This is a genomic window from Egicoccus sp. AB-alg6-2 (genome assembly GCF_041821025.1).
Taxonomy (GTDB): domain Bacteria; phylum Actinomycetota; class Nitriliruptoria; order Nitriliruptorales; family Nitriliruptoraceae; genus Egicoccus.
Window position 1 is genome coordinate 249,200 of record NZ_JBGUAY010000004.1, and the last position, 25,169, is coordinate 274,368.

Consider the following 25,169-nt stretch of genomic DNA (forward strand, 5'->3'; position numbering starts at 1 on the left):
GATCAACGGCGTGGGGCGGCGATCCCGTCGTCGATGAGGTTCGCCAGCCAGCGCGTGAGGAAGATCGCCATCTGGTCGCGCTGCACGCCCTGACCCGGGCGGAAGGTGCCGTCGCCGAACCCGCCGGTCCAGCCCGCGTCCGCCGCCTGGTTGATGCTGCGCGCGAACGTCGTGCCGGTCACGTCGGAGAACCACCGGTAGCGGGGCTCGGGCATCGGCGTCCCCGCACGGTGTTCGAAGGCCCGGACGAGGATCTGGGTCAGCTGCCCGCGCGAGATGGTGGCGCTGGGGTCGTAGGTGCCGTTGGCGCGCCCGCCGACGATGCCGGCCTCGGCCAGCTTGTTGATGGCGGCCGCATGGACCGAATCGACCGGGACGTCCGGGTAGTGGTGACGTGTCGGAGTCGGCAGGCTGCCCCCCGACTGCTCGATGGCGCGGGCGAGGAACGACGCCATCTGGTCCCGCCGCACCTCCCGGCCTGGGGCGAAGGTGGTCGGTGACGTTCCCTTGGCGATGTCCCACCAGACCAGGCACGAGACGGCACGCACGGCCTCGGGTCGACTGACGTCGGTGAACGGCGCCCGCGGCACGGAGGCGGGGCATGCTGCCGCGACGGCCCGTGGGGGCGGGTTCAGGTCCGCGAGCCCGCCGGTGGGCGGCGTCGCCGGTGGTGGGGTCCCCGCGCCACCGGGGTCGTTGGGGTCGGTCGTGGTTCCGCCGCCGGTCCCGGGGGTGCTGCCACCCGTGCCGCCGCCCGTCCCCGGCGTGCTTCCACCCGTGCCACCGCCCGATCCCGATCCACCGCCGGTCCCGGTGTCACCACCCGAGGGCGGGGGCGCGGGCAGCGGATGCGGATACGTCGTCGTGCCGGGAGGCGCCCCGGGGCCGGGCTCGCGCAGGATGATCGACACCCACAGCCGGCCGGCGTTGTCGATCGTGGCACCGGCTCCGACCTGGGTGAACTGCGGGGTCATGAGCCGGTTGCGGTGCCCGGTCGAGGCCATGACCATCGTGACGATGTGGTCGGCCGCGGCCTCGACGGTGTAGTACCCCTCGACGCCCTTCACCTGGCCGATGATCTCGGTCACCTGGACGGCGCAGCAGACCTGCGTCGAGGCGTTGGGGTTGGCGGTGTAGACGCCGGTGCGGGCCATGGTGTCGGACCAGTCACGCGCAACCTCGGCGACGTCCTCGGCCCACCGCAGCGCGGGGGCCGCCGGCATCGTCTGCGCGTACGACCCCGGGTCGGTCCGGGCGAGGTTCATGCGATCGAACAGCCGCGACTCCGCGACGCGTTCGTGACCGCTGCGGTCCGGCGCGGCCGCGGCCGGTGACGGTGACCACCAGCCGACGAGCAGCACGAGCAGGACGACCAGCGCCACGGTGCGGCGGGTGGCAGGCGCGGTCGACGTCATGGCCGTCCTCGAGCGGGGATCCGCCACCCCCGTCGACCGCCTGAGGCGATGCTCAAGCGGGCCGTCCAGCCGAGGGAACGATCAGCTCGGCAGCAGGTCGCGGAGGAACTTTCCCGTGTAGCTCGCCGGGGCGGCGGCGATGTCCTCGGGGGTCCCCTCGGCCACGATCGTGCCACCGCCCGTGCCGCCTTCGGGACCGAGGTCGATGAGGTGGTCGGCGGTCTTGATGACGTCGAGGTTGTGCTCGATCACGATCACCGAGTTGCCCTTGTCCACCAGCCGGTGCAGGACGTCGAGCAGCCGGCGGATGTCCTCGAAGTGCAGTCCGGTGGTCGGCTCGTCGAGGATGTAGACGGTCTGGCCGTTGTAGCGCTTGCGCAGCTCGGTGGCCAGCTTCACCCGCTGTGCCTCGCCACCCGACAGCGTCGTCGCGGGCTGCCCCAGCCGCACGTACCCGAGCCCGACGTCGTGCAGGGTCTGCATGTAGCCCGCGATGGCCGGGATGTTGGCGAAGAACTCCAGTGCCTCGTCCACCGACAGCTCGAGCACCTCGGCGATCGTCTTGCCCTTGTAGTGGACCTCGAGGGTCTCGCGGTTGTAGCGCCGCCCCTTGCACACCTCGCACGGGACGTAGACGTCGGGCAGGAAGTGCATCTCGATCTTGATCGTCCCGTCACCGCGGCACGACTCGCACCGGCCCCCCTTGACGTTGAAGGAGAAGCGGCCGGGCTGGTAGCCACGGACCTTCGCCTCCTGGGTGGCCGCGAACAGCTGCCGGATCCGGTCGAAGACGCCGGTGTAGGTGGCGGGATTGGACCGCGGGGTGCGGCCGATGGGCGACTGGTCCACCACGACGGCCTTGTCGACGTGCTCGAGCCCGGTCGTGCGCCGGTGCTGGCCCGGCAGCGCACGCGAGCCGTACACGTGCCGCATCAGCACCCGGGACAGGATCTCATTGACGAGGGTCGACTTTCCCGATCCCGACACGCCGGTGACGCAGGTGAACGCCCCCAACGGAAACGACACGGTCACGTCCCGCAGGTTGTGCTCGACCGCCCCCTCGATCGTGATGGCGTTGCCGTTTCCGGAGCGCCGCTCGGTCGGCAGCGGGATCTTGCGCTCACCGGACAGGTACGCGCCGGTCAGCGACTTGCGCGTCAGGCGCTTGAGTCCCTCGACGGACCCGGAGTGGACGATCTCGCCGCCGTGCTCGCCGGCGCCCGGCCCGATGTCGACGACGTGGTCGGCGGCCTCGATGGTGGCCTCGTCGTGCTCGACCACGATCAGCGTGTTGCCGAGGTCCCGCAGCCGGATCAGCGTCTCGATGAGGCGCTCGTTGTCGCGTTGGTGCAGGCCGATGGAGGGTTCGTCGAGGACGTAGAGCACCCCGACCAGGCCGGCGCCGATCTGGGTCGCGAGCCGGATGCGCTGGGCCTCTCCGCCGGAGAGCGAGCCGGCGGCGCGGTCCAGGGTCAGGTACTCGAGGCCGACGTCGAGGAGGAACTGCAGCCGCGCGCGGATCTCCTTGAGCACCCGCGCGCCGATGAGGGTCTCGCGCTCGCTCAGCGCCAGGCCGCGGACGAACGCGTCGGCCTCGGCCACCGACCGGCCCGTCAGCTCGGCGATGGAGAGGCCACCGACGGTCACGCTCAGCACGATCGGCTTGAGGCGCTTGCCGGCACAAGCCGGGCACGGCACCTCGCGCATGTACTGCTCGACCTGCTGGCGGACGTGGTCCGACTCCGTCTCGGCGTGTCGGCGCAGCAGCGAAGGGATGACGCCCTCGACCTGCGCCTTGTAGGAGCGGCGACGCCCGTAGCGGTTGGTGTAGGACACCTGGACGCGCCCGTCGACGCCGTGGAGCACCGCCTGCCTGACCTCGTCCGCGAGGTCCTGCCAGGGCGTGGACGGATCACCGCCGGCGTGACGAACGGTCGCGCGCAGCAACTGCTGGTAGTAGTTCGACTGGGCGCCGGTCCCCCACGGCAGCACCACGCCCTCCTCGACCGACAGCGACGGGTCGCCCACGACCAGCTGGGGGTCCACCGTCAGCTGCGTGCCCAGCCCGGAGCAGGTCTCGCAGGCGCCGTAGGGCGAGTTGAACGAGAAGTTGCGGGGCGCGAGCTGCTCGAAGCTGAGGCCACAGTGGGCGCAGGCGAGGTGCTCGGAGAACACCAGGGTCTCGGCCTGCGGTTCGGGCAATCCGGTCGCACGCGCCTCGTCCACCGACTCACGCGTCGGCATCACCTCGATCATCGCCAGCCCGTCGGCGAGCTGGAGCGCGGTCTCGATCGAATCGGCCAGCCGGCGCCGCATGTCCGACTTCTGCACGAGGCGGTCGACGACGACCTCGATGCTGTGCTTCTTGTTCTTCTCGAGCCGGGGCACCTCGTCGATGGGATGCACGTCGCCGTCGACCCGTACGCGCGCGTAGCCCTCGGTCGACAACTGCTGGAACAGGGCGCCGTACTCGCCCTTGCGGCCGCGGACGACCGGAGCCAGGACCTGGAAGCGGGTGCCGGCCGGCAGTTCGTGGACCTGGTCGACGATCTGTTCGGCGGTCTGGCGCGCGATCGGTCGGCTGCAGTTGGGGCAGTGCGGCTGCCCGATGCGGGCGTACAACAGTCGCAGGTAGTCGTAGATCTCGGTGATGGTGCCGACGGTCGACCGTGGGTTGCGCGAGGTGGACTTCTGGTCGATCGAGATCGCCGGCGACAGGCCCTCGATGAAGTCGACGTCGGGCTTGTCCATCTGCCCCAGGAACTGGCGCGCGTAGGCGGACAGCGACTCGACGTAGCGCCGCTGGCCCTCGGCGTAGATGGTGTCGAAGGCGAGGCTGGACTTGCCCGAGCCGGACAGACCGGTGAACACCACCAGGGCGTCGCGTGGGATGTCGAGGTCGACGTCCTTGAGGTTGTGCTCCCGGGCGCCGCGCACGACGATGCGGTCGTGGGCGTCACGACGGCGAGTGGCCACGGGCGTTCCCCTGCGCACAGGTGCGGGCACGACCGCAGTCGGCCTCGCGAACGAATGGAGGCGACGCACCGGTCGCCTTCGGCCCGGCTGGTCCCCGAGCATCGGCGAGGGTACTGGCCGATCACGCTAGCGCCATGGCGTCCGGGAGTCGAACACCTGTTCGTGTAGGCGGCGGTGGCGCGCCCGGCCGGTTCGAGCAGCGCGCGCCCCCAGGACCTCCCTAGGATCCACCACCGGACGCCGACGCATGCCGGCGTCGTCCCTCCTCCGGAGAGATCCCGTGCGCATCGCCGTCTTCAGCGCCCGCGCCTACGACCGCCGCTTCCTCGACGAGGCGAACCAGCGGTACGGACACGAACTGCACTACCTCGAGGCCAGACTCGACGCCAGCACGGTCGCGTTGGCGGACGGGTACGAGGGCGTCTGCGTGTTCGTCAACGACACCGTCGACGCCCCGACCATCGCGCAGCTCGCGGCCAACGGCACCCGTCTGCTCACGTTGCGTTCCGCCGGCTACAACCACGTCGACCTCGAGGCCGCCGAAGCCAGCGGCATCACCGTCGCCCGGGTGCCGGCGTACTCCCCGTACGCCGTCGCCGAGCACACGGTCGCGCTGATGCTCTCGGTCCAGCGCAAGATCCACCGGGCCCACAACCGGGTACGCGAGGGCAACTTCGCGCTCGACGGCCTGCTGGGCTTCGATCTGCGCAACAAGCGCATCGGCATCATCGGCACCGGCAAGATCGGCATGATCGTCGCCCGGATCATGCGCGGGTTCGGGTGCTCGATCCGCGCCTACGACCCCTTCCCCAGCGACGACGTCAAGGACCTCGGCGTCCGCTACGAGGACCTCGACACCCTCCTCGGGGAGTGCGACGTGATCACGCTGCACTGCCCCCTGACGCCGGACACCCACCACATCATCGACGACGAGGCCCTGCGCAAGACCAAGCCCGGCGTCATGATCGTCAACACCTCCCGTGGGGCGCTGATCGACACGCGCGCCGTCATCGAGGGGCTCAAGGACGGTCGTATCGGACACCTCGCCCTCGACGTCTACGAAGAGGAGGGCGACCTGTTCTTCGAGGACCTCTCGGACACGGTGATCCGCGACGACGTCTTCTCGCGCCTGCTGACGTTTCCCAACGTGCTGATCACCGCCCACCAGGCCTTCTTCACCGAGGAGGCACTGCGCAACATCGCCGAGGCGACGCTCGGCAACGCCGCGGCGTTCGCCGAGGGGCGCCGCAGCGGCAACGAGGTCCAGGTCCACGCCGTTCGCGGCTGAGTCGACGTCAGGATTGAATCGATGCGCGAGTACACCGGTCACGTCGAGCCCGACGGGGACTGGCAGGACCGACGCGACGGACACCTGTTCGTACGCAAGCTCGCCGTCGAGGAGATGGCGAACAACGTGTACGTGATCGGGTGCACGGTCACCGGCGACGCGTTGCTGGTCGACGTCGCCGCCCGTCCGGACCGGCTGCGTCACGCTCTGGAGGGATTCGAGCCCGTGGCCGCCGTGCAGACCCACGGGCACTGGGACCACGTCCGCGCCTGGGACGGCATCCGCGACGACGGCGGCATCGAGGTGTGGGGGCACGCCGGCGACGCCGCGCTGTTCCCCCGCGCGGTGGACCGCGAACTGTCCGACGGCGAGCGTCTGCCGGTCGGCGACCTCGAGGTCGAGGTGATCCACGTGCCCGGCCACACCGAGGGATCGTTGCTCTACCTCGTCCAGGGCGACGAGCGACCGCACCTGTTCAGCGGCGACACCCTCTTCCCCGGAGGACCCGGCAACACGTTCGGGAGTGCCGACAATCACCGGCGGATCATGGACGGCCTCGAGGCGAAGATCTTCGGGCGCCTCCCCGACGGGACCTGGGTCTATCCCGGCCACGGCGACGACACGACCCTCGGCGCCGAGCGCCCTCATCTGCGGGAGTGGCGCGAGCGCGGCTGGTGACGATGTCACCGCTCATCGTCGATGTCGCGCCTGATCGTCACCGGTGGCGATCAGGCGCGACACGGATGAGCTCGCATGACATGGCACCGTGCGTGGACGCGCGGCCCGGCTACCGGTTCGTACGGCGCTTGTTCCCGGTGACGGCCCGGTAGATCAGCAGCAGGATGATCGAGCCGACGATGGCGGCCACCCAGGTGGAGATGCTGAAGAACTCGTCGACCGGATCGACGTCGAAGATCAGTCCGGCGAGGAATCCACCCAGGATGGCGCCGATGACCCCGATGATCATCGTCACGATGATGCCGCCCGGGTCGTCGCCCGGCAGCAGGGCCTTCGCGATCGCGCCGGCCAGCAACCCGAGGATGAGAAACGCGATGATGCCCATCTGGGCCTCCTTGTCCAGGTGCGACGTGGGTGTCTGCCCGGTCAACCATAAAGGGATGCCGCACACCGGGCCGGCCCACTCGGCCAGTCCGCGGCCAGTGCCAGGGCGGTCCGAGACCAGCCTGGGTCATCCGTACGCGTCGAGCCAGAACTCCAGGCCGGCCAGGATCGCGTGCATGCGGAGGTCGTCAGGCCGTTCGCGCCGACGTGCGTGCCGTCGTAGCGACGACACGAACACGTGGCGGCCCCGTCGGGGAGAGACGACGGGGCCGCAGCGGCACGGGACGAAGGTGCCGACGGCACTGTCCACGTCCTACCGCGGTAGGCGCAAGTAGAAGCGCCCTCGACCTCGCACTGCCCGAGACGCCCGTTCGGGGACGACGCGACAGGAACGGTCCGACCGGCCCCGACCGCGCGAGCATTGCCGCCGACCGTGGGGACGGGTATCCATTCGGCCGCAACCGAACCTCGGCGTGGTCCGTGGATGTGGTCCTGCTCGGCGCCGGCGCCGTCGCCATCCTGGTCGGCGTCCTCCTCACGCATCTCGAACGCTGGTCGATCTCGCCGCCGCTCCTGGGGCTGCTGACCGGGGTCGTCCTCGGGCCCCCGCCTGCTCGACGCGGTCAGCATCCCGGCACCCGAGCAGTTGCGCGTCCTGCACGTCGCCGCCCGGCTGCTGCTCGCCGTCGCGCTGATGGCGACGGCGCTGCGGTATCCGGTCGACGAGGTGCGCGGCCACGTGCGGGAACTGGCGCTGCTCCTGCTCGTCGTGCTGCCGGCGATGGCGACCGTCCTGGCCGGCGGCGCGGTCTGGTTGCTCCAGTTGCCGCTCGGCGTGGCCCTGGTGCTCGGCGCCGCCCTGTCCCCCACCGACCCGGTGCTCGCCTCCGGGATCGTGACCGGCAAACCGGCCGAGGAGGACATCCCGCGCACGGACCGCCGCCTGTTGTCGCTCGAGTCCGGCTTCAACGACGGGCTCGCGCGACCATTCGTCCTGCTGGCGATCGCGGCGGCGGCGGGCGGCTCCCTCGCCTCCGAGCTCGGTCGGGCGATGGCCGAGGTCCTCGGCGGCGTCTCGCTCGGCGCCGCCGGCGGGTTCGTCGCCGGACGCGCCATGCGCTGGGCCGAGCAGCATCGCGAGATGAACCGCGCGATCCGCTCGCTGTACACGCTCGTCCTGGCCGCGTTCCTCCTCGGTGCCGGTGGGCTGCTCGGGGTCAACGACCTGTTGGCGGTGTTCGTCGCCGGACTCGTGCACGGCGGCGTCATCAGCAGCGGCGACCGGGAACGCGAGATGGCCGTCGACGAGACCCTCAACCAGTTCCTGGTGATCCCGGTGTTCGTGCTGCTCGGGGTCGTGCTGCCGTGGGACGGCTGGGCGGAGCTGGGCTGGGCCGGACCCGGCTTCGTGGTGGTGGCGTTGCTGCTGCGCCGGCTGCCGGTCGTGGTCGCCCTGCGCCGTCCACTGCGGGCGTCGCCGGCCCAGGTCACCTGGCTCGGTTGGTTCGGCCCGATCGGCGTGGCGGCGGTGCTGTACCTCGGTCAGGCACACCAGGAGGGCGTGACCGATCCCCGGCTGTGGACGGCAGGCAGCCTCGTCGTCGCCGTCAGCACGGTGGTCCACGCCATCACTGCCGGGCCCGCCCGCCTGCTGTATCGCCGGACCGGACGGCTCTACGCCTCGGCGGGCGAGTCGGCAAGCGGCACGGTGTAGCAGAAGGTCGCGCCCTTGCCGGCGTCGCTCTCGACCCAGATCCGACCGCCCTGCCCCTCGACCAGCGCCTTCGCGGTGTGCAGTCCGAGGCCGGTGCCGCGAACGACCCGGTCCGAGCGGTTGTGCAGGCGCGAGAACGGCAGGAAGAGCCCGGCCTGCTCCTCCGGGCTGATGCCCACACCTTCGTCGCGGACCCGGACGACCTGGTGGTCGAGCCCGGGCTCGATGGTGACCTGCACGGCCGCCGTCTCCGGCGAGAACTTGACCGCGTTGGTGAGCAGGTTGGTGAGGATCTGCAGCTGGCGGTCGGCGTCGGCCCGGACCCGTCCGAGATCGGCACCGGCGGCCACGTCGATCCGACGGCCCGTGGCGCCGTGGACGTCGGTCACCGCCCGCTCGACGACATCGCGGAGACGGACGTCGTGCAGGTCGTAGGTGAAGTTGCCCGACTGGATCCGCGCCACCGTCAGGATGTCCGCGGTCAGCCGTTCGATCCGGCGGATGCTCGCCAACGCCGTGTCGAGGTGGTCGTCGACGACGTCGTCCGGCATGTCGGGCCAGTTGTCACGCAGCAGCCCGAGCAGCGCCGAGACCACGGTCGTCGGGCTCTGGATGTCGTGGACGACCATGGAGACGAACTCGTTGCGCAGGGCGTCGCGTTCGCGCATCTCGTCGAGCATCGCCTCGAGCTCGCGCTGTCGGGCCTGCAGGGCGTCGCGGTCCTGACGGGCCGAGGTGAGCTCCTGCTCGAGCAGGGCGACGAGGCGCGCGTGCGCATCCAGCCCGCCCGGCTCGTGCAGTGCCTGGCTCGGCAGCACGTGGGTGTGGCGTTCCATGACCGCACCGAAGGCCTCAGCGGCCTCCGGCTGGTTGAACCCGTGCATCGGATAGGCGCAGAACAGCACGAACGGGTGCTCGTGGGCGAGGTCGTTCCACGCGTCCTCGAGCTCGACGACCGCGGTGACGTTGTCACGTTCCCACAGCAGCGCGACCATCTCGCCGAAGACGTTGACCTCGCGGCCGCCGGTGCCGGCACGGGCCAGCACCTCGCCGACGACGCGGCGGAACGCCTGACGGTCGGTGACCGCGTCCCGCAGGAACTGATCGATCAGGTCGGAGGCGTCGAGCAGGATCAGTGCGTCGGCCTCGATGGCCGCCTCGACGTCGACCCCCTCGGTCCGCAGCGCCGCCGCGAACTGCTCGCGGTGCGCCGGCGTGGCGACGACCACACCGGCATCGCCGGCACGGAGGGCCGGCGCGAGGAACGAGGCCACGGCGTCGGCGAGGTAGGTCTCGTCCTCGTAGAACCCGACGAGGTGGTCACCCGGCCCGTGACCGGCGACCGAACGGCGCACGTTCGAGGTCGCCAGCTGCGGCAGCTGCTTCACCGACTCGTTCTTTCCTTGCATGACGTGGAATCGGTCGCGACGGTACCCCAGCAGTTCGGCCGGGGAGGACCGGCCGAACGTCCGCTCACACGATGCCGCGCACGGCCAGCGTCGACGCCATCACCGCGCCGAAGACCAGCACCAGGGCGACGAGGAGGCCACGGCCCGCGGCCTGGTGGGCGTCGACGGCCATCTGCTGCCTGCGGCCACGCTTGACCCCGACGTGTGCGGCGACCAGCGCCAGCAACGCGAGGACGGGGTGCACGTAGCGGAGCAGCGCCGACGGGTGGTCCCAGTACTGCCCCATGCCGTAGATCACCAGTCCCACCAGCACCTGGATGTCGAGCAACACGGCCGCCGCGACGTAGGGACCAGCAGCGAACTCACGCGCGTCGCGGGCGCGACCGAACGCCGCCACGACGGCGACGAGCACCACCGCGGCCACCACGTAGCCGGTGAACTGGTGGATCGTGGTCACGACATCCACGGGCTGCCTCCTGATCGCGGCGCAGCCTAGCCGCCACCGTCGTCCGTCCTGGTCAGGCCCTGAGCCCGCGGCCGGACCATCCACGGCACCGCCGAGCACGAATGTCCACGAGGCAGCGACGTCGGCGTTCGGAGGGCACATGGAGTTCCTGCACCTCCTGGCACCGCCGGTCCGAGGGTGGCTGGACGAGCGGCTCGGCGAGGTCGACCAGCGGCTGCACGCGCTGGCCGGATCGGCCACGCCCTTGACCGATCGCAGCGGACGCCACCTGCTGTCGGCCGGCGGCAAGCGCTTCCGCCCCCTGGTCACCCTGCTGGTGGCCGCGGCCCTCGATGCCGACGCCACCCCCGCCAGGATCCGGGACGCCGCGGCGTCCGTTGAGCTGCTGCACCTGTCGACGCTCTGTCACGACGACGTCATCGACGGTGCCGCCACCCGGCGCGGCGTCCCGAGCGTGAATGCACGATGGGGCGAGCGGCTGGCCGTCGCCGTCGGGGACCGGCTGACCGCCCTCGCGTTCGAGGCGGCCGCCGGCGTCGGTGACGAGCTGCCGGCGCTGATGTCGCGGACGTACCGCCGACTGGTCGAGGGAGAGCGGCTCGAGACCCGCCTCGTCGGTCGGCTCGACGGCGGACCCGGCGCCTACCTCGACGTCGTCGACGGCAAGACGGCGTCGCTGCTCGCCGCGGCCGCACGGGCCGGAGCGGTGACCACGGACACACCGGGCGCGGTGCGCGCCGGGATCGAGTCCTGGGGGCGGACCGTGGGCGTCGCGTTCCAGCTGGCCGACGACCTGCAGGACCTCACCGCGACGGAAGCGCGTGCCGGCAAGCCCGTCGGTCGCGACCTCGAACTCGGCGTCTACACGTGGCCGGTACTGGACGCGAGCGCGTCGCGGACCGGCGCGCGACTGCGTACGGTGTTGGCAGCCCCGCCGCCTCATCCACCGCGGGTCGTCGAGGAGGCGATGGGCATCGTCCGCAGCAGTGGCTCCCTCGAACGGGCCGACGCGCTGGTGCAGCGCCTGCTCGACCGCGCCGACCACCACCTCGAGATCCTGCCGCCGGGGCCGGCATGTTCCGCTCTGCGGGCACTGTCGCGGACGCTGGTCCCAGCCGCCGCGCCCGTCCGCACCCCTGCCGGGGTCGGGGCATGAGGGGTGATGCCGTCTGGCCCGAGGTCAGCGCCCTGATCCGGACGCACTCGCGGACGTTCTGGCTCGGCAGTTGCCTGATGACCGGCGACCGGCGACGCGCGGCCCGGGCCGTCTACGCCGCCTGCCGGATCGGTGACGACGCCGCCGACCTGTCGTCGCGCCCGCAGGAATCGGTCGCCGACTGGCAGACGCGCGTCGAGCGGGCCTATCTGGGGCGTCCCGTCGCGCCGTGGGAGCGCGCCCTCGCCTGGGCGGTACGCCGCTACCCCGTGCCCCGCAGCGCCTTCCACGCACTCGCCGACGGGTTCCGTGCCGACCTCGAGCCGGTTCGGCTCGGCACGATGGCAGAGCTCGACCGGTACTGCTATCAGGTCGCCGGCACCGTCGGGCACATGATCGCCCCGATCTGCGGCGCCGCCGGCGTGGAGGCCGAGGACGCGGCGGACCAGCTGGGACGCGCGATGCAGCTCACCAACCTCCTGCGTGACGTCGGTGAGGACCTGGCTCGGGACCGGATCTACCTCCCGACGCAGCTGATGCACGAGTACGGGGTGGAAGCCATCGACCTGCACCTCGACCGGCGTCGCCCCGGGTACCGGCGGCTGATGGAACACCTGGCACACGACGCGGAGCGTCGGTACGCGATCGGGCTCGACGGACTGCACCACCTCCGCCACCACCGCACGGCGATCGCGTTCGCCGCGGTGCAGTACCGCGGCATCCTCGACGAGCTGCGTGCCAGCGGCTGGGACAACCTGCGCCGTCGCGCGGTCGTCCCCGCGGGCCGGCGTGCGCAGTTGCTGGTCACCGCCGGCTCGACGGCTCGGGCGGCCACGCGCGAACCCGGTCGGACGGGCGGAGGTGTCCGTGCCGTGCGTCTGGGCGCGGGAGGAGTGCGGTGACCTACCTGCAGTTCCACCTCGTCTTCCTGCTGCCGCCGCTGGCGCTGCTGTCCGTACCGGTCCTGCGCACCCTGCGGCAGCGTCCGTTCCTGGCCGCCGGGCTCGCGGTCCTGGTGGGCGTGGCGTACCTGTGGACCACGCCGTGGGACAACTACCTCGTCGCTACCGGTGTCTGGGGGTACGGCGACGGGCGCGTCCTCGGCACCCTCTGGTACGTGCCGATCGAGGAGTACCTGTTCTTCGGCCTGCAGACGCTGCTCACCGGCGGCTGGACCCTGCTGCTGATGCGGCGGGCCGACCTGCTCAACCCCCCGCCGCCCGACCGACGCACCGCCGGCACGACCGTCGCGGCGTGGCTGGCCGCGATCGGACTCGCCGCCGCACTGACCATCTTCGCCCCCACGCGTTACCTGGGGCTGATCCTGGCCTGGATCGGACCGCCGCTCGCCGTGCAGTGGTGGTACGGCGGGCGGTGGTTGGCCGAGCGGTTGCGGACGCTGTGGCCGGCCGTCGCCGTCCCGACGGTCTACCTGTGGCTGGCCGACGGGTACGCGATCGCCAACGGCATCTGGTCCATCTCGGAGCGCTACACCACCGGCCTGGCGCTCGGTCCGTTGCCGATCGAGGAGGCGACGTTCTTCCTCGTCACCAACCTGGTGGTCGCGCAGGGACTGATCCTGTTCGCGTCGGTGCGTCGCGAGGAGCTCGCATGGGCCCGCTGAGGTGGCTGCGTCGCACGGTCGTCGGGTTCCTGCTCGCCCGGATCGCCGTCAACGTGGTCAACCTCACGACGTTCCCACGGCTGCGCCCGTCGTCACGCGACGACCTCGCGCAGGTGTCGATCCTGGTTCCCGCACGCGACGAGGCCGCGACCCTCCCGCTGACGCTGCAGGGCCTGGCCGCCCAGGGCGCCGGTGAGGTCCTTGTGCTCGACGACCATTCCGAGGACGGCACGGCCGAGATCTCCGCGGCCGTCGACGGCGTCGACGTGCTGACCGGCGCTCCGCTGCCCGACGGCTGGCTGGGCAAGGCCTGGGCGCTGGAGCAACTGGCGGAGAAGGCGCGCGGGACGTGGTACGTGTTCACCGACGCCGACGTCCACTGGGAGCCGGGGGCCGTCGCCGGCTTCCTCGACGCCCTGGACGACCAGCAGGCGCGCGTCGGTTCGATCTTCCCGACGCAGGACACGCGCACGTGGGGCGAGCGGCTGACCGTGCCGGTCATCGACGAGGTGCTGCTGTCCGGGCTGCCGTACCCGATCCTGCACGCCGACGTGTCGCCGCTGGCGGTCTCGCTCAACGGGCAGGCCATCGCCGTCCACCGTGACGTCTACGCCGCCATCGGAGGGTGGGCGGCCGTCCGCGGACGCATCGTCGAGGACGTCGCCTTCGGGCGGCTCGCCCGGCGCGAAGGACACGAGGTCGCCCTCGTGCTCGGCGACGGCGTGGTGCACACCCGCATGTACCGCGGCTACCGCGAGGCACTGGCCGGGTTCGGGAAGAACCTCCTGACCGCCCACGGGCGCAGCCGTGCGCTGCTCCTCGCCGACGTGGCCTGGCACGCGGCCGCCTACACCCTGCCCGCCGTCCTGGCCCCACGCGTCCGCTCCTGGCGCCTGCCGCTCGTCCTCGGCATCGTCCAGCGAATCGTCGTCGGCGCCACGACCCGCCGCCATCCGGCCGAGGCGCTGCTCGCCCCGCTGTTGCCGCTGGCCGGCTTCCCCGTCGCCCTCCGCGCGCTCCGCCGGCGTCAGCACTGGAAGGGTCGCAGCTTCGAGGTGGCACGATGAGGCGAGCGCGCACCGACCTGCCCTCGCCCGTGGGCCATCCCGTCCACGGCCACCTCGGTCGGTGGGGCACCGAGCCGATCGCCCTGCTCGAGGAAGGCGCGGCACTCGGCCCCGTGTTCGAACTCCGCCTGCCGCGCCGCCCGGCGCTGGTCGGCTCGTCGCCGGCCTGGAACCGTTTCGTGCTGCGCGACGGCGACACGTTCGTCGCCCGGCGCAGCATGGCGGCACTCGTTCCCCACCTGCGCGGCGGGATCATCACCACCGACGCGCCGGCGCACCGACCGCGACGCGTCGTGCTCGAACCGCGGTACCGCGACGTCGACGGCCTGCGGGCGCGGGTGCGCGCGAGCCTGGACTCGGTGGCCCCACCGGATGAGTTCGATGCCCTCCAGTGGGCGATGCGGGCCGTGCCCGTGATGCTCAACGCGGCGCTGTTCTCGGGACGATTCCCTCCGTCGCTGCTGGCCACCTATCTCCATCCGCTGGAGCAGGGCATGCCACACGCCCTGCTCCCCCGGCCACGCGCACGTCGTGCGGTCCGCCGTGAACTCGCGCGGCAACTCCAGCGGCGTCGGAAGGAACCCGGGACCGACGACCTCGCCGCGGCGATGGCCGGCGTCCCCGGTGCCGTCGAGGAACTGCGCGTCGGCCTGGCAGCGGGCTTCGACACCAGCGCGCACACCCTGGCCTGGGCCTTGTGGTATCTGGCGTCGTATCCCGAGTGGCAGCCGCAGAGCCGCCGGCGTGCCGCGGTCGACGAGGTGCTGCGTCTGCACCCCCCGGGCTTCATCGGCTCTCGGCGCGTGGCGCGGAACACCACGTTCGAGGACGTCCCGCTGCGGGCCGGAACGCTGGTCTTCTACAGCCCGTTGCTGACCCACCGGCGTCCGGAGCTGTGGACACACCCGGACCGCTTCGACCCGACACGGTTCGAGACCGGAATTCGTGCCTGGACCTACATCCCCTTCGGTGCCGGGCAACGAACCTGCCTCGGTACCCATCTCGCCCGCCTCATGCTCGACGAGGCGATCGACCTGGTCCTGCAACGCCCCCTGCACGCCGGTCACGGGGACCCGAGCCCCGTCGCCGCGGTCACCATCGCGCCGCGCGGTCCCCTTCCCGTGATCCGCGGGCGTGTGGCAGCTACCACCGACGTCGGCGCCACGACCGGCCCCGCAGAAAGCAGACGACCGTGACCCGTGCACTCGTCCTCGGCGCCGGCATCGGTGGCCTCTCCGCGGCGGCGAGGCTCGCCCACGCCGGCTACCAGGTCCAGGTCCACGAACGGCTGCCGCGTCCCGGCGGCCGCAGCAACCTCATCGAGCGCGACGGCTTCCGGATCGACACGGGCCCGAGCATCCTGCTGATGCGCGACATCGTGGAGGGCACCTTCGCCGACGTCGGCGCCGACCCGGCCGAGTACGTCTCGATCCGGCGCCTCGATCCCGCCTACAAGGTCTTCTTCGCCGACGGCTCCCGGATGGAGGCCAAGGTCGACCGGGCCGAACTCCGTGCCGAACTCGACGCGATCGAACCCGGGGCCGGCGCCCGCTTCGACGACTTCGCCGAGATCGGTGGCCGCCTCTACCGCGGCGCCCGCGAACACTTCGTCGAGCGCAACTTTCGCACGCTCCGGGAGATGTTCGGCATCTCCAACCTGCCCCAGTTCGTCTCGCTGCGGGTCTACGAGCCGATGCACAAGCTGGTCGGCCGACACTTCAGCGACGAACGCCTGCGGCAGCTGTTCACGTTCAACGCCATGTACATCGGCATGAACCCGTTCACCGCACCGGCCATCTACGCGCTCCTGCCCTACAACGACACCGTCGAGGGGGTCCACTTCGCCGACGGCGGCATGTACGGACTCGTCGAGGGCCTCGTGCGACTGTGCCAGGACCTCGGCGTCGAGATCGTCTGCGACCATCCGGCCACCGGCGTGATCGAGCGGAACGGTCGCGCAGCCGGACTGCGATTCGCCGACGGCGACCTCGAAGCCGACCTGACCCTCGTCAACGCCGACTGGCCGTGGGCGCAGCGGCGCCTGCTGGACCGCGAGCCGCGTCATCCGCTGCCGGGCCGGAAGCTGCGCTACGGACCCTCGGCGATGAACTTCTACCTCGGTGTCCGTGGGGACCTCTCGGGCCTGCGGGCCCACAACGTGGTCTTCGGTGGCGACTACGCCGGCAACTTCGCCGACGTGTTCGCCGGTCGGGTGCACGAGCGGCCGTCGTACTACGTGCACGTGCCGACGCTGGTCGATCCCTCGCTCGCGCCCGACGGCCACCACATCGCCTACGTGCTCGTCCCCCACAGCAACTCGGACGCCCCCATCGACTGGGCCAGCGAGCGCGACCGCGTCCGCGACTACGTGCTGACCGACCTCGCCGACAAGGGGTTCGACCTGCGCGACCGGATCGTGCTCGAAGAGGTCATCGACCCGCCGCGGTGGGCCGAGGAGTTCTCGCTCGAGCGCGGCGCGACCTTCGGTCTCTCGCACGGCGTGTCGCAGGTCGGCTACCTGCGTCCGCACAACAAGGATCCCCACCTCGACGACCTGTACTACGTCGGCTCCTCGACCCATCCCGGGGCGGGCGTACCGATGGTGATGCTCTCGGCCCGCCTGGTCACCGAACGGATCGCCGACGAACACCCGCCCGTACGACTCGGGCAGGTCGTGCATGGCTGATCCCCTCGTCGTCCGCAAGCGTCGCCACCTCGACGTGTGCCTCGAGGAACCGGTCGGGTTTCAGACCCGCACCACCGGGCTCGAGGACGTCGAGGTGCCCTACTCCGCGTTGCCAGGGCTGCACCGCGACGAGGTGGAGCTGGGTACCGACCTGCTCGGACGACGGCTGCGTGCGCCGTTCCTGATCGGGGCGATGACCGGCGGCGAGGAACGTGGTGGCCCGATCAACCGGGCACTCGCCGAGGCGGCCCAGCGCTGCGGCGTCGGCTTCATGCTGGGCTCCCAGCGGGTCATGCTCGAGCACCCGCGGACCCGCGCGAGCTTCCAGGTCCGCGACCTGGCCCCCGACGTCCTGCTCGTCGGCAACCTCGGGCTGGCCCAGTTCGTGGCCGGCTACACGCCGCGCGACGCGGAACGGGCGGTCGCCGCCGTCGACGCCGACGCCCTCGCCGTGCACTGCAACCCGCTGCAGGAAGCGGTCCAGGGCGGCGACGTCGACTTCCGACACGGCCGGGAACGCCTGGCCGAACTGGCCGCGGCACTGTCCGTACCCGTGGTCGTGAAGGAGGTCGGGCACGGCATCGGCCGCCGGACCGCCCGGCAGCTTCGGGACATCCCACTGGGCGCTGTCGATGTCGCGGGAGCCGGCGGGACCTCGTGGGCACGGGTCGAGCAGTTCGTCCGGCACGGCCGCGTGACCCAGCCGGATCTGGCAGAACTGGGCGTCCCCACCGCACGGGCGCTCGTCGAGGTGGCCGCGGAGCTGCCGACGGTCCCCAGGATCGCTTCGGGGGGCATCCGCAGCGGGACCGATGCCGCGCGCGCCCTGCTGCTCGGCGCCTCCGCCGTCGCCGTCGCACGGCCGCTGCTGCGCCCGGCGTTGGAGGGCGCCGACGCCGTCGCGGCGTGGATCGACGCATTCCTCGACGAGTTGCGCACCGTGCTGTTCGTGGCCGGCGTCCGCGACGTCGGGTCGCTGCGCGCGATGGGACGGGTCGCGGACCCGGCCATTCCGACGATCAGCGGCTGACCGTGCCGTCGGCGACGGGGGCGGCGGCATCGGCGAGCAACCGCAGGTCGTCGGGCCCTACTAGGCGCACCCGGTCCTTCCCGGAGTACTTCACCGAGTACAGCGCCTCGTCGGCGCGCCGCATCAGGTTGTCGTGGGTCTCGCCGAAGGTCGACGTCGCGCCGCCCACACTGGCCGACATGGTCAGGCTCACCGACCCCACCTGCGCCGGCAGCCGCAACTGCTCGTGCAGACGCTCGGCCAGCAGCGCGAGCTCGCCGAGGTCGGCCGCCTCCTCGATGAGCACCGCGAACTCGTCGCCGCCGATGCGCGCCGGCGTGTCGATCTGACGCACCGTCGTCTCGAGGCGGCGTGCCACCTCGACCAGCAGGGCGTCGCCGACCTGGTGTCCGTAGGTGTCGTTGACCGGCTTGAAGTCGTCGAGGTCGATCATCAGGACGGCGACGGGCACATGGGTGCGCTTGCTGCGCTCGACCGCGTGCTGGAGCCGATCGAAGAAGAGCGCACGGTTGGCCAGTCCGGTGAGCGGGTCGTGGAACGCCCGATGGACGATCTCGGCCTCGAGCGCCTTGCGTTCGGTGACGTCGCGGGCGTTGAGCACGAAACCGCCGCCGTCGCGGGCCGTCATCTGGCTCTCGACGTCCCGCCATTCGCCGCTGGCGGTCCGGAAGCGGCACGCGATCTCGACGCTTTCGGCGGTGAAGATGCCGCGCATGGCCTCCTGGACCGACTCGCGGTCCTCGGGGTGCACGAGTTCGAACACGCTGCGGCCCAGCACGTCCTCGTTGCGATGACCGAACCGCTGCTCACCGGCCGGGTTCACCATCGTGATGCACCCGACCTGGTCGAGAAGGGCGATCACGTCGGAGGAGTGGTTGATGATGCTGGACAGGCGGGCCTCGCGGGCGGCGAGCTTGCTGAGCAGGACGACGCGCTCCTCGGCCAGGCCGACCTCGACGGCGAACCGGTGCAGCAACTCGAGCAGGTCGTCGTCGGGATGGTCCGGGCAGTACAGCAGGACGGCCGCACGGGGCCGCTCCGCCCGCGGCAACGGGACCATGACGTAGGCGGGGTAGAACGGGGTCGATTCGCCGACGTGCTGCAGTTCGCGTGCGACCTGGCCGTCCAGCACGACCGGCCGGCCGAGCTCGAACACGCGGAGTACCTGGCCGGGCAGCACGGCGGCCTGGACCCCGTTCCCCCGGTTGCCGCGCGTCGAGGCGACGGCGCGGAACTCGTCGTCGGCCGCCTCCCAGACGACGGCGATCGCGCCGGGGATCTCGGTCAGGTCTACGCCGGTGCGGGCGACCTCCTCGAAGATGTCGCTCGGGTCGCTGACGTGGGTCAGGGCGACGACGGACTGCAGCAGCCGGTGCTCGCGCCGGGCGGCCCGGTCGCTGCGCTCGGCCGTCCGGCGGACGACGCGGGCGAACGAGGTCGCCACCACGAGCATGACCCCGAGGGCGACGGCGGTGCCGGGACGCGGCACCTCGCCGACCTGCGCCCGTGCCAGCTCCCACACCACCACCGACACCAGCGCGAGCACGTAGGCCCGGCGGGCCGTCGCGTGGAACCCGCGCTGGAACGCCGTGACGAACAGCAGCGGGAACAGGTACAGGTGGTTGTCGAAGAGGATTCCCGTCGCGGCCAACGGGACGAAGACCGTGACGTCGACGAGCAGCGAGCGGTCGCCCCAGCGCTGCATGGCGTGCGCCCAGGCAGCGAGTCCGCACGCCGCCAGTGCCGCACCCGGCCACAGCCGCGGTGCGACGTCGAGGATCTGCACGACGATGCACGCCGACATGGCGAGGGTGAACAACCCGAACAGGCGGCGGAACCGCTCGACGAGTTGCGCACCGCCTGGCGCCTCGCGCGTGTCCAGCATCCCCACCGCTCCGTCTCGTTCCCGTTTCCGGGGCTCCCAAGCACCCATCGGCACGGACGGACGGTCGATAAAGGCCCAGATGGCACAGGATGCCGTCGGGCTAGTCAGCGACGCGTGGTCAGACGTTCGCGGCTTCCATCGCGGCCAGCTCGCGCTTGAGGTCGGCGAGCTCGTCGCGCAGGCGGGCCGCGAACTCGAAACGCAGGCCCGCGGCTGCCTCGTGCATCTCCTCCTCGAGACGCTGGATGAGCGCCCGCAGATCCTCCTGCGGCACCTCCGAGACGTCGACGAGGTCGCGTGACACCGGCGCCTCGTCCGGCTGGTAGGCCTCGCCCTGCTCCTCGGCCCGGACCGCCGCGATGATGTCGCCGACGCGCTTGCGGACCGTCTGCGGATCGATGCCGTGCTCGAGGTTGTACGCCAACTGCTTCTCGCGACGTCGTTCGGTCTCGTCGAGGGCACGACGCATCGAGTCGGTGACGTGGTCGGCGTACATCACCACCTCGCCGTCGACGTTGCGGGCGGCACGCCCGATCGTCTGGATCAGCGAGGTCTCCGAGCGCAGGAACCCTTCCTTGTCCGCGTCGAGGATCGCGACCAGCGACACCTCGGGCAGGTCGAGACCCTCCCGGAGCAGGTTGATGCCCACGAGGACGTCGAACTCGCCCAACCGCAGTCCCCGCAGGATCTCGACCCGCTCCACGGTGTTGATGTCGGAATGCAGATACCGGACGCGGACGCCGTGCTCGAGCAGGTAGTCCGTGAGGTCCTCGGCCATCTTCTTGGTCAGCGTGGTGACCAGCACCCGCTGGTCGCGGTCGGTGCGCTGCCGGATCTGCTCCATCAGGTCGTCGATCTGACCCGTCGTCGGCTTCACCACGACCTGGGGGTCGACCAGCCCGGTCGGACGGATGATCTGCTCGGCGATGGTGTCGGACTCGCGGCGTTCGTAGGCACTGGGCGTGGCGGAGATGAACAGCCGCTGCCCGATCCGGTCGAGGTACTCGTCGAAGGTCAGCGGCCGGTTGTCGAACGCCGACGGCAGCCGGAACCCGTGCTCGACCAACGACTCCTTGCGGGAGCGATCGCCCTCGTACATGCCGCCGATCTGGGGCACGGTCACATGCGACTCGTCGAGGAACACCACGAAGTCGTCGGGGAAGTAGTCGAGCAGCGTGTACGGGGCCGTGCCGGGGGCCCGCCCGTCGAAGTGGCGCGAGTAGTTCTCGATGCCGTTGCAGAAGCCGACCTCGCGGATCATCTCGAGGTCGTAGTTGGTCCGCATCCGCAGACGCTGGGCCTCGAGCAGCTTGCCCTGGCGCTCGAGTTCGGCGAGCCGTTCCTCGAGTTCGGCCTCGATGGAGGCCTGCGCGCGCACGACGGCCTCGGTCGAGGAGACGTAGTGCGACGCAGGGAACACCCCCACCTGCTCGACCGGCCGCGAGACCTCGCCGGTCAGGGGGTCGACGCGCACGATCCGATCGATCTCGTCGCCGAAGAACTCGACGCGAACAGCGCGTTCGTCGTCGGCCGGGAACACCTCGAGCGTGTCGCCGCGGACCCGGAAGGTCCCGCGGATCAGGTTGAGGTCGTTGCGCGCGTACTGCAGATCGACGAGCTTGCGCATCGCCGACTCGAGCCCGACCTCCTCGCCCGAGCGCAGCCACAGAATCTTGTTCTCGTACTCGTGCGGCGAGCCGAGGCCGTAGATGCACGACACCGAGGCGACCACGACCACGTCGCGGCGCGACAGCAGGGCCATGGTGGCGCGGTGACGGAGGCGGTCGATCTCGTCGTTGATCGACGAGTCCTTCTCGATGTAGGTGTCGCTGGAGGCGATGTAGGCCTCGGGCTGGTAGTAGTCGTAGTACGAGACGAAGTACTCGACGGCGTTGTCGGGCAGGAAGTCGCGGAACTCGTTCGCCAGCTGCGCCGCGAGCGTCTTGTTGGGCGCCATGACCAGGCAGGGTCGCTGCAGCCGTTCGAGCACCTTCGCGGCCGTGAACGTCTTGCCCGTGCCGGTGGCGCCGAGCAGCGTCACCGCCCGTTCCCCCGCCTCGAACGCCGCCGCGATCTCCTCGATCGCGCGCGGCTGGTCACCGGAGGGCGTGAAGTCGCTGACCACCCGGAACCGGCCGTCTCCGGCGCGGCGCTCGTCGAGGTCGCGACGGCGGGCGGCGAAGGGCGTGGTGGGCTCGGGCATGGGCCCGAGCGTACCCGCGGGTCCCGGACGGTCCCCGACCGCATCTCACCGGTTGCGGCGACGCCCCGGGCTCGAGACCGCCGATGCGCTGCGAGGGTGCGGGTCAGGACCGGCCGTTGCCCGAACCGTTCCCCCCGCCGTGGTCGACGACCGCGCGGGCCACGTCGCGCAGCCGTCGGTTGGCGTCCTGGGAGGCCTTGCGCAGCAGGGCGAACGCCTGGTCCGCGTCGCAGCCCTCGCGGGCCATGAGCACGCCCTTCGCCTGCTCGATCACGACCCGGCTGGCGAGCGCCTCCTGCAGCTGCTCGGCCAGGCGGCTGACGCGCAGGAAGGCGCGCGCGTTGGCCACCGTGCTGGCCGCAGGCGCCGCGATGCGGTGCAGCAGTTCACGGTCGGCGGTCGAGAACCCTCCGGCCTCGCCGCCGAAGACGTTCAGTGCGCCGATCACGACGCCGTTCACCGCGAGCGGCACCGCGACGACCGAACGGAACCCGAGTTCGACGGCGCGCTGAGCCACCTCCGGCCAGCGCCCGTCGTCGACGAAGTCGGCGACGTGCTGGGTCTCGCCCGACTCCAGCGCCTCGATGCACGGGCCCTCGACCAGCTCGTACTGCACGACGTCGACCAGTTCCGCGTCCTCACTGCTGCGCGCCGCCGTGCGGTACCTGCCGCCATCGTCGACGACCGTGACACTGACGGCCGCCGACGTGCTGACGGCACGGGCCGTCAGCTCGAGCACCTGCGTCAGCAGCTCGTCGAGCGTGGCGTCCTCGACGAGCAGTGCCGTCAGCTCCTCGAGCGTCGCCAGATAGGCGCGTTCGGCGTCGACGTCGTCACCGACGGCACCGTCGAGCGCCAACGCCATGTCCAGTTGCTCCACCTCGCCACCACCCCAGAGCAGATCCCCGAGCGAACCAGATGCGCGACCCCGCTCCCGCGCAGGATACCCCGTTCCGAGCTGCCGCCGGCCTTCAGCCGGCTTGCGCGGCCGTCACGAGTCGACCGTGCAGGTCGTCGGCCGCGCGGAGAAGTGTCGCCAGGTCCCCGTCGTTGACCAGGACGTGGGTGGCGTGTCGACGACGCTCGTCGTCGGTGCACTGCGCGGCCAGCCGCGCGCGGGCGTCGTCCTCACGCAGGCCGCGCTGGTCGACCAACCGACGCAACCGCACCGGCTCGGGGGCCAGCACGACCACCACGGCGTCGAACCGGCCCGTCTGCCCCGTCTCGATCAGCAGCGGGTGGTCGACGACCGCGAGGCGGGACTGCGGCCGGCCGTCATCGGCATCCAGCGCCGCGATGCGCTCGGCGATGCGGGCCGCGATCCGCGGATGCATGATCCGGTCGAGCTCGCGCCGAGCCTCGTCGTCGGTGAACACCACGTCGGCGAGCCCCTGGCGGTCGAGCCGTCCGGCGTCGTCGACCAGGTGCGCGCCGAAGCGCGCCGCGATGTCGGCGAGCGCGGGCTCACCCGGCTCGACGATCTCACGCGCGACCAGGTCGGCGTCGAGGACCGTGGTCCCGAGCTCGGCCCAGCGGCGAGCGACGGTCGACTTGCCACTGCCGATGCCGCCGGTCAGGCCGACCAGGAACATGTGCCACCTCGGGGTCGCGCGCGAGGACGCAGTGCGCCCCGGCCAGGGGCCGGGGCGCGTGCGTGGATCAGGAGGGGCTCATGCCTCGTCGGAGTCCTCCGTGGCCGCCTCGTCGGCGTCCGTGGTGTCCGCCGCAGGCTCCTCGGCGTCCGGCGTCTCCGCGTCGGCGTCGGTCTGCGCCTCGACGGCCGGCTCCTCGACGGCCGGCGCCTCCTCGGCAGCCGGCTCGGCGGGAAGCTCGGCCTCGGCGAGCGCCATCTCCTCGGGGGTCGGCTCGGCGTCGCGACCGAAGCCCGCCTGCGCGAACGCGGCGGCCAGCGTGCCACCTGCCGGGGCCTCGTCGCCACCGGAGGAGTACGCCGTCGAGACGGCCGGACCGGCGTCGTAGGGGTCCTGCTCGACGGGAGCGGCGTCCGGCGCCTGTGCCTGCTTCAGCGACAGGCTGATACGACGCCGCACGGTGTCGATGTCGATGACCTTGACCTCGATCTTGTCACCGACGTTGACCACGGCCTCGGGGACCTCGACGTGACGGTCCGCGAGCTCGGAGATGTGGACCAGGCCCTCGATGCCGTCGGCGACCTTGACGAAGGCACCGAAGGGCACCAGCTTGGTGACCTCGCCCTCGACGACCTCGCCGACCGCGTGCTCGCGGGCGAACTTCTGCCACGGGTCCTCCTGCGTGGCCTTCAGCGACAGCGAGACGCGCTCGCGGTCGAGGTCCACGTCCAGCACCTCGACCTCGACCTCGTCACCGACCTCGACCACCTCGGACGGGTGGTCGATGTGCTTCCAGGACAGCTCGGAGACGTGCACGAGGCCGTCGACGCCACCGAGGTCGACGAACGCACCGAAGTTGACGATGCTGCTGACCACACCCGCGCGGACCTCGCCCTTCTGCAGCGAGGTCAGGAACTCGTTGCGGAACTCGCTCTGCGTCTCCTCGAGGAACTTGCGGCGCGAGAGGACGACGTTGTTGCGGTTCTTGTCGAGCTCGATGATCTTGCACTCGAGCGTCTCGCCGACGTAGGGCGCGAGGTCGCGCACACGGCGCATCTCGACCAGCGAGGCGGGCAGGAAGCCGCGCAGGCCGATGTCGAGGATGAGCCCACCCTTGACGACCTCGATGACCGTGCCCTGGACCGTCTTGTCCTCGGTGTAGATCTTCTCGATCGTGCCCCACGCACGCTCGTACTGGGCGCGCTTCTTGGACAGGACCAGGCGGCCCTCCTCGTCCTCGGAGCGCATGACGAGCGCCTCTACGACGTCGCCGACCTGCACGACCGTGTTGGGGTCGACGTCGAGCTTGATCGACAGCTCGCGCGAGGGGATCACGCCCTCGGACTTCCAGCCGATGTCGAGCAGCACCTCGTCGGGGTCGACCTTGACGACGACGCCTTCGATGATCTTGCCTTCCTCGACGGCACCGACGGTGCCCTCGAGCGCGGCTTCGAAGTCCTCGTCGGACAGGTCGTTCTCCACGATGACGTCACCGGTGGACGTCATGGTGTTGCCGGGGTCCTGCATGACGACGAAGGCGTCGGGGGAAGCGGCGCCGGGATTCGCGGCGGCACCGGGGGTCGCGGACGTGTCGGG

The 25,169-nt window shown here is 71.3% G+C and carries 20 protein-coding genes; 10 read left to right on the forward strand and 10 right to left on the reverse strand.

The annotated features are described in order from the left end of the window. Positions 1-2: 2 nt before the first annotated feature. Positions 3-1,415: an S-layer homology domain-containing protein gene (locus ACERMF_RS08415; RefSeq protein ID WP_373668613.1), complete on the reverse strand. Its 1,413-nt coding sequence runs from the start codon at positions 1,413-1,415 to the stop codon at positions 3-5. Between the two features lie 81 nt (positions 1,416-1,496). Further along, positions 1,497-4,391: an excinuclease ABC subunit UvrA gene (gene uvrA / locus ACERMF_RS08420; protein WP_373668614.1), complete on the reverse strand. Its 2,895-nt coding sequence runs from the start codon at positions 4,389-4,391 to the stop codon at positions 1,497-1,499. A 280-nt stretch (positions 4,392-4,671) separates the two neighbouring features. Between uvrA and ACERMF_RS08425 the strand changes: the two genes are divergently transcribed. Together ACERMF_RS08425 and ACERMF_RS08430 are read left to right on the forward strand one after the other, a co-directional pair. Continuing rightward, positions 4,672-5,679 carry a 2-hydroxyacid dehydrogenase gene (locus ACERMF_RS08425; protein WP_373668615.1) on the forward strand — a complete coding sequence of 336 codons (1,008 nt, stop codon included), beginning with the start codon at positions 4,672-4,674 and terminating at the stop codon, positions 5,677-5,679. A 21-nt stretch (positions 5,680-5,700) separates the two neighbouring features. Further along, a complete protein-coding gene (locus ACERMF_RS08430) occupies positions 5,701-6,357 on the forward strand; it encodes an MBL fold metallo-hydrolase (protein ID WP_373668616.1) in 657 nt (218 codons plus the stop codon). A gap of 109 nt (positions 6,358-6,466) precedes the next feature. On the opposite strand, the gene ACERMF_RS08435 is transcribed toward ACERMF_RS08430, so the two are convergent. Continuing rightward, complete coding sequence (locus tag ACERMF_RS08435; RefSeq protein WP_373668617.1) at positions 6,467-6,742, reverse strand: GlsB/YeaQ/YmgE family stress response membrane protein; 276 nt, start codon at positions 6,740-6,742, stop codon at positions 6,467-6,469. 645 nt (positions 6,743-7,387) lie between these two features. Here ACERMF_RS08435 and ACERMF_RS08440 point away from each other — a divergent pair. Then, positions 7,388-8,455 (forward strand): cation:proton antiporter, encoded by a 1,068-nt coding sequence (locus ACERMF_RS08440; protein ID WP_373668618.1) that lies wholly within the window; start codon positions 7,388-7,390, stop codon positions 8,453-8,455. Here the strand turns inward: ACERMF_RS08440 and ACERMF_RS08445 are convergent. Then, positions 8,416-9,843: an ATP-binding protein gene (locus ACERMF_RS08445; protein ID WP_373668619.1), complete on the reverse strand. Its 1,428-nt coding sequence runs from the start codon at positions 9,841-9,843 to the stop codon at positions 8,416-8,418. The two genes, ACERMF_RS08440 and ACERMF_RS08445, sit on opposite strands and share 40 nt — an antisense overlap. 85 nt (positions 9,844-9,928) lie before the next feature. Next, positions 9,929-10,330 carry a hypothetical protein gene (locus ACERMF_RS08450; RefSeq protein ID WP_373668620.1) on the reverse strand — a complete coding sequence of 134 codons (402 nt, stop codon included), beginning with the start codon at positions 10,328-10,330 and terminating at the stop codon, positions 9,929-9,931. 139 nt (positions 10,331-10,469) lie between these two features. On the opposite strand from ACERMF_RS08450, the gene ACERMF_RS08455 reads away from it, so the two are divergent. From ACERMF_RS08455 to fni, 7 genes are read left to right on the forward strand one after another with little or no spacing between them, the layout of a single operon-like run. Continuing rightward, the gene (locus ACERMF_RS08455) at positions 10,470-11,486 is read left to right on the forward strand and encodes a polyprenyl synthetase family protein (protein ID WP_373668621.1); all 1,017 of its coding nucleotides are present in this window, start codon (positions 10,470-10,472) and stop codon (positions 11,484-11,486) included. Further along, positions 11,483-12,388, forward strand: a complete 906-nt coding sequence (locus ACERMF_RS08460) for a phytoene/squalene synthase family protein (RefSeq protein ID WP_373668622.1) — start codon at positions 11,483-11,485, stop codon at positions 12,386-12,388. The genes ACERMF_RS08455 and ACERMF_RS08460 overlap by 4 nt, the downstream gene beginning before the upstream one ends. Beyond that, the gene (locus ACERMF_RS08465) at positions 12,385-13,110 is read left to right on the forward strand and encodes a lycopene cyclase domain-containing protein (protein ID WP_373668623.1); all 726 of its coding nucleotides are present in this window, start codon (positions 12,385-12,387) and stop codon (positions 13,108-13,110) included. Before ACERMF_RS08460 ends, ACERMF_RS08465 begins: the two co-directional genes overlap by 4 nt. Then, positions 13,098-14,177: a glycosyltransferase family 2 protein gene (locus ACERMF_RS08470; RefSeq protein ID WP_373668624.1), complete on the forward strand. Its 1,080-nt coding sequence runs from the start codon at positions 13,098-13,100 to the stop codon at positions 14,175-14,177. The genes ACERMF_RS08465 and ACERMF_RS08470 overlap by 13 nt, the downstream gene beginning before the upstream one ends. Then, entirely contained in the window at positions 14,174-15,373 is a 1,200-nt protein-coding gene (locus tag ACERMF_RS08475; protein WP_373668625.1) for a cytochrome P450, read from the forward strand. Before ACERMF_RS08470 ends, ACERMF_RS08475 begins: the two co-directional genes overlap by 4 nt. After that, positions 15,370-16,863, forward strand: coding sequence for a phytoene desaturase family protein (locus ACERMF_RS08480; protein ID WP_373668626.1), 1,494 nt, complete (start codon positions 15,370-15,372; stop codon positions 16,861-16,863). The genes ACERMF_RS08475 and ACERMF_RS08480 overlap by 4 nt, the downstream gene beginning before the upstream one ends. Next, complete coding sequence (gene fni, locus ACERMF_RS08485) at positions 16,856-17,893, forward strand: type 2 isopentenyl-diphosphate Delta-isomerase (protein WP_373668627.1); 1,038 nt, start codon at positions 16,856-16,858, stop codon at positions 17,891-17,893. Before ACERMF_RS08480 ends, fni begins: the two co-directional genes overlap by 8 nt. Here fni and ACERMF_RS08490 read toward each other — a convergent pair. From ACERMF_RS08490 to rpsA, 5 genes are all read right to left on the reverse strand, one after another. After that, positions 17,883-19,778: a diguanylate cyclase domain-containing protein gene (locus ACERMF_RS08490; protein WP_373668628.1), complete on the reverse strand. Its 1,896-nt coding sequence runs from the start codon at positions 19,776-19,778 to the stop codon at positions 17,883-17,885. The genes fni and ACERMF_RS08490 overlap by 11 nt on opposite strands. Positions 19,779-19,896: 118 nt before the next feature. Then, the gene (gene uvrB / locus ACERMF_RS08495) at positions 19,897-21,981 is read right to left on the reverse strand and encodes an excinuclease ABC subunit UvrB (RefSeq protein WP_373668629.1); all 2,085 of its coding nucleotides are present in this window, start codon (positions 21,979-21,981) and stop codon (positions 19,897-19,899) included. Between the two features lie 103 nt (positions 21,982-22,084). Then, positions 22,085-22,861, reverse strand: a complete 777-nt coding sequence (locus ACERMF_RS08500) for a GAF and ANTAR domain-containing protein (protein ID WP_373668630.1) — start codon at positions 22,859-22,861, stop codon at positions 22,085-22,087. A 91-nt stretch (positions 22,862-22,952) separates the two neighbouring features. Next, a complete protein-coding gene (coaE, locus tag ACERMF_RS08505) occupies positions 22,953-23,573 on the reverse strand; it encodes a dephospho-CoA kinase (protein WP_373668631.1) in 621 nt (206 codons plus the stop codon). A gap of 78 nt (positions 23,574-23,651) precedes the next feature. After that, the gene (rpsA, locus tag ACERMF_RS08510) at positions 23,652-25,100 is read right to left on the reverse strand and encodes a 30S ribosomal protein S1 (protein ID WP_373668818.1); all 1,449 of its coding nucleotides are present in this window, start codon (positions 25,098-25,100) and stop codon (positions 23,652-23,654) included. Positions 25,101-25,169: the final 69 nt, after the last annotated feature.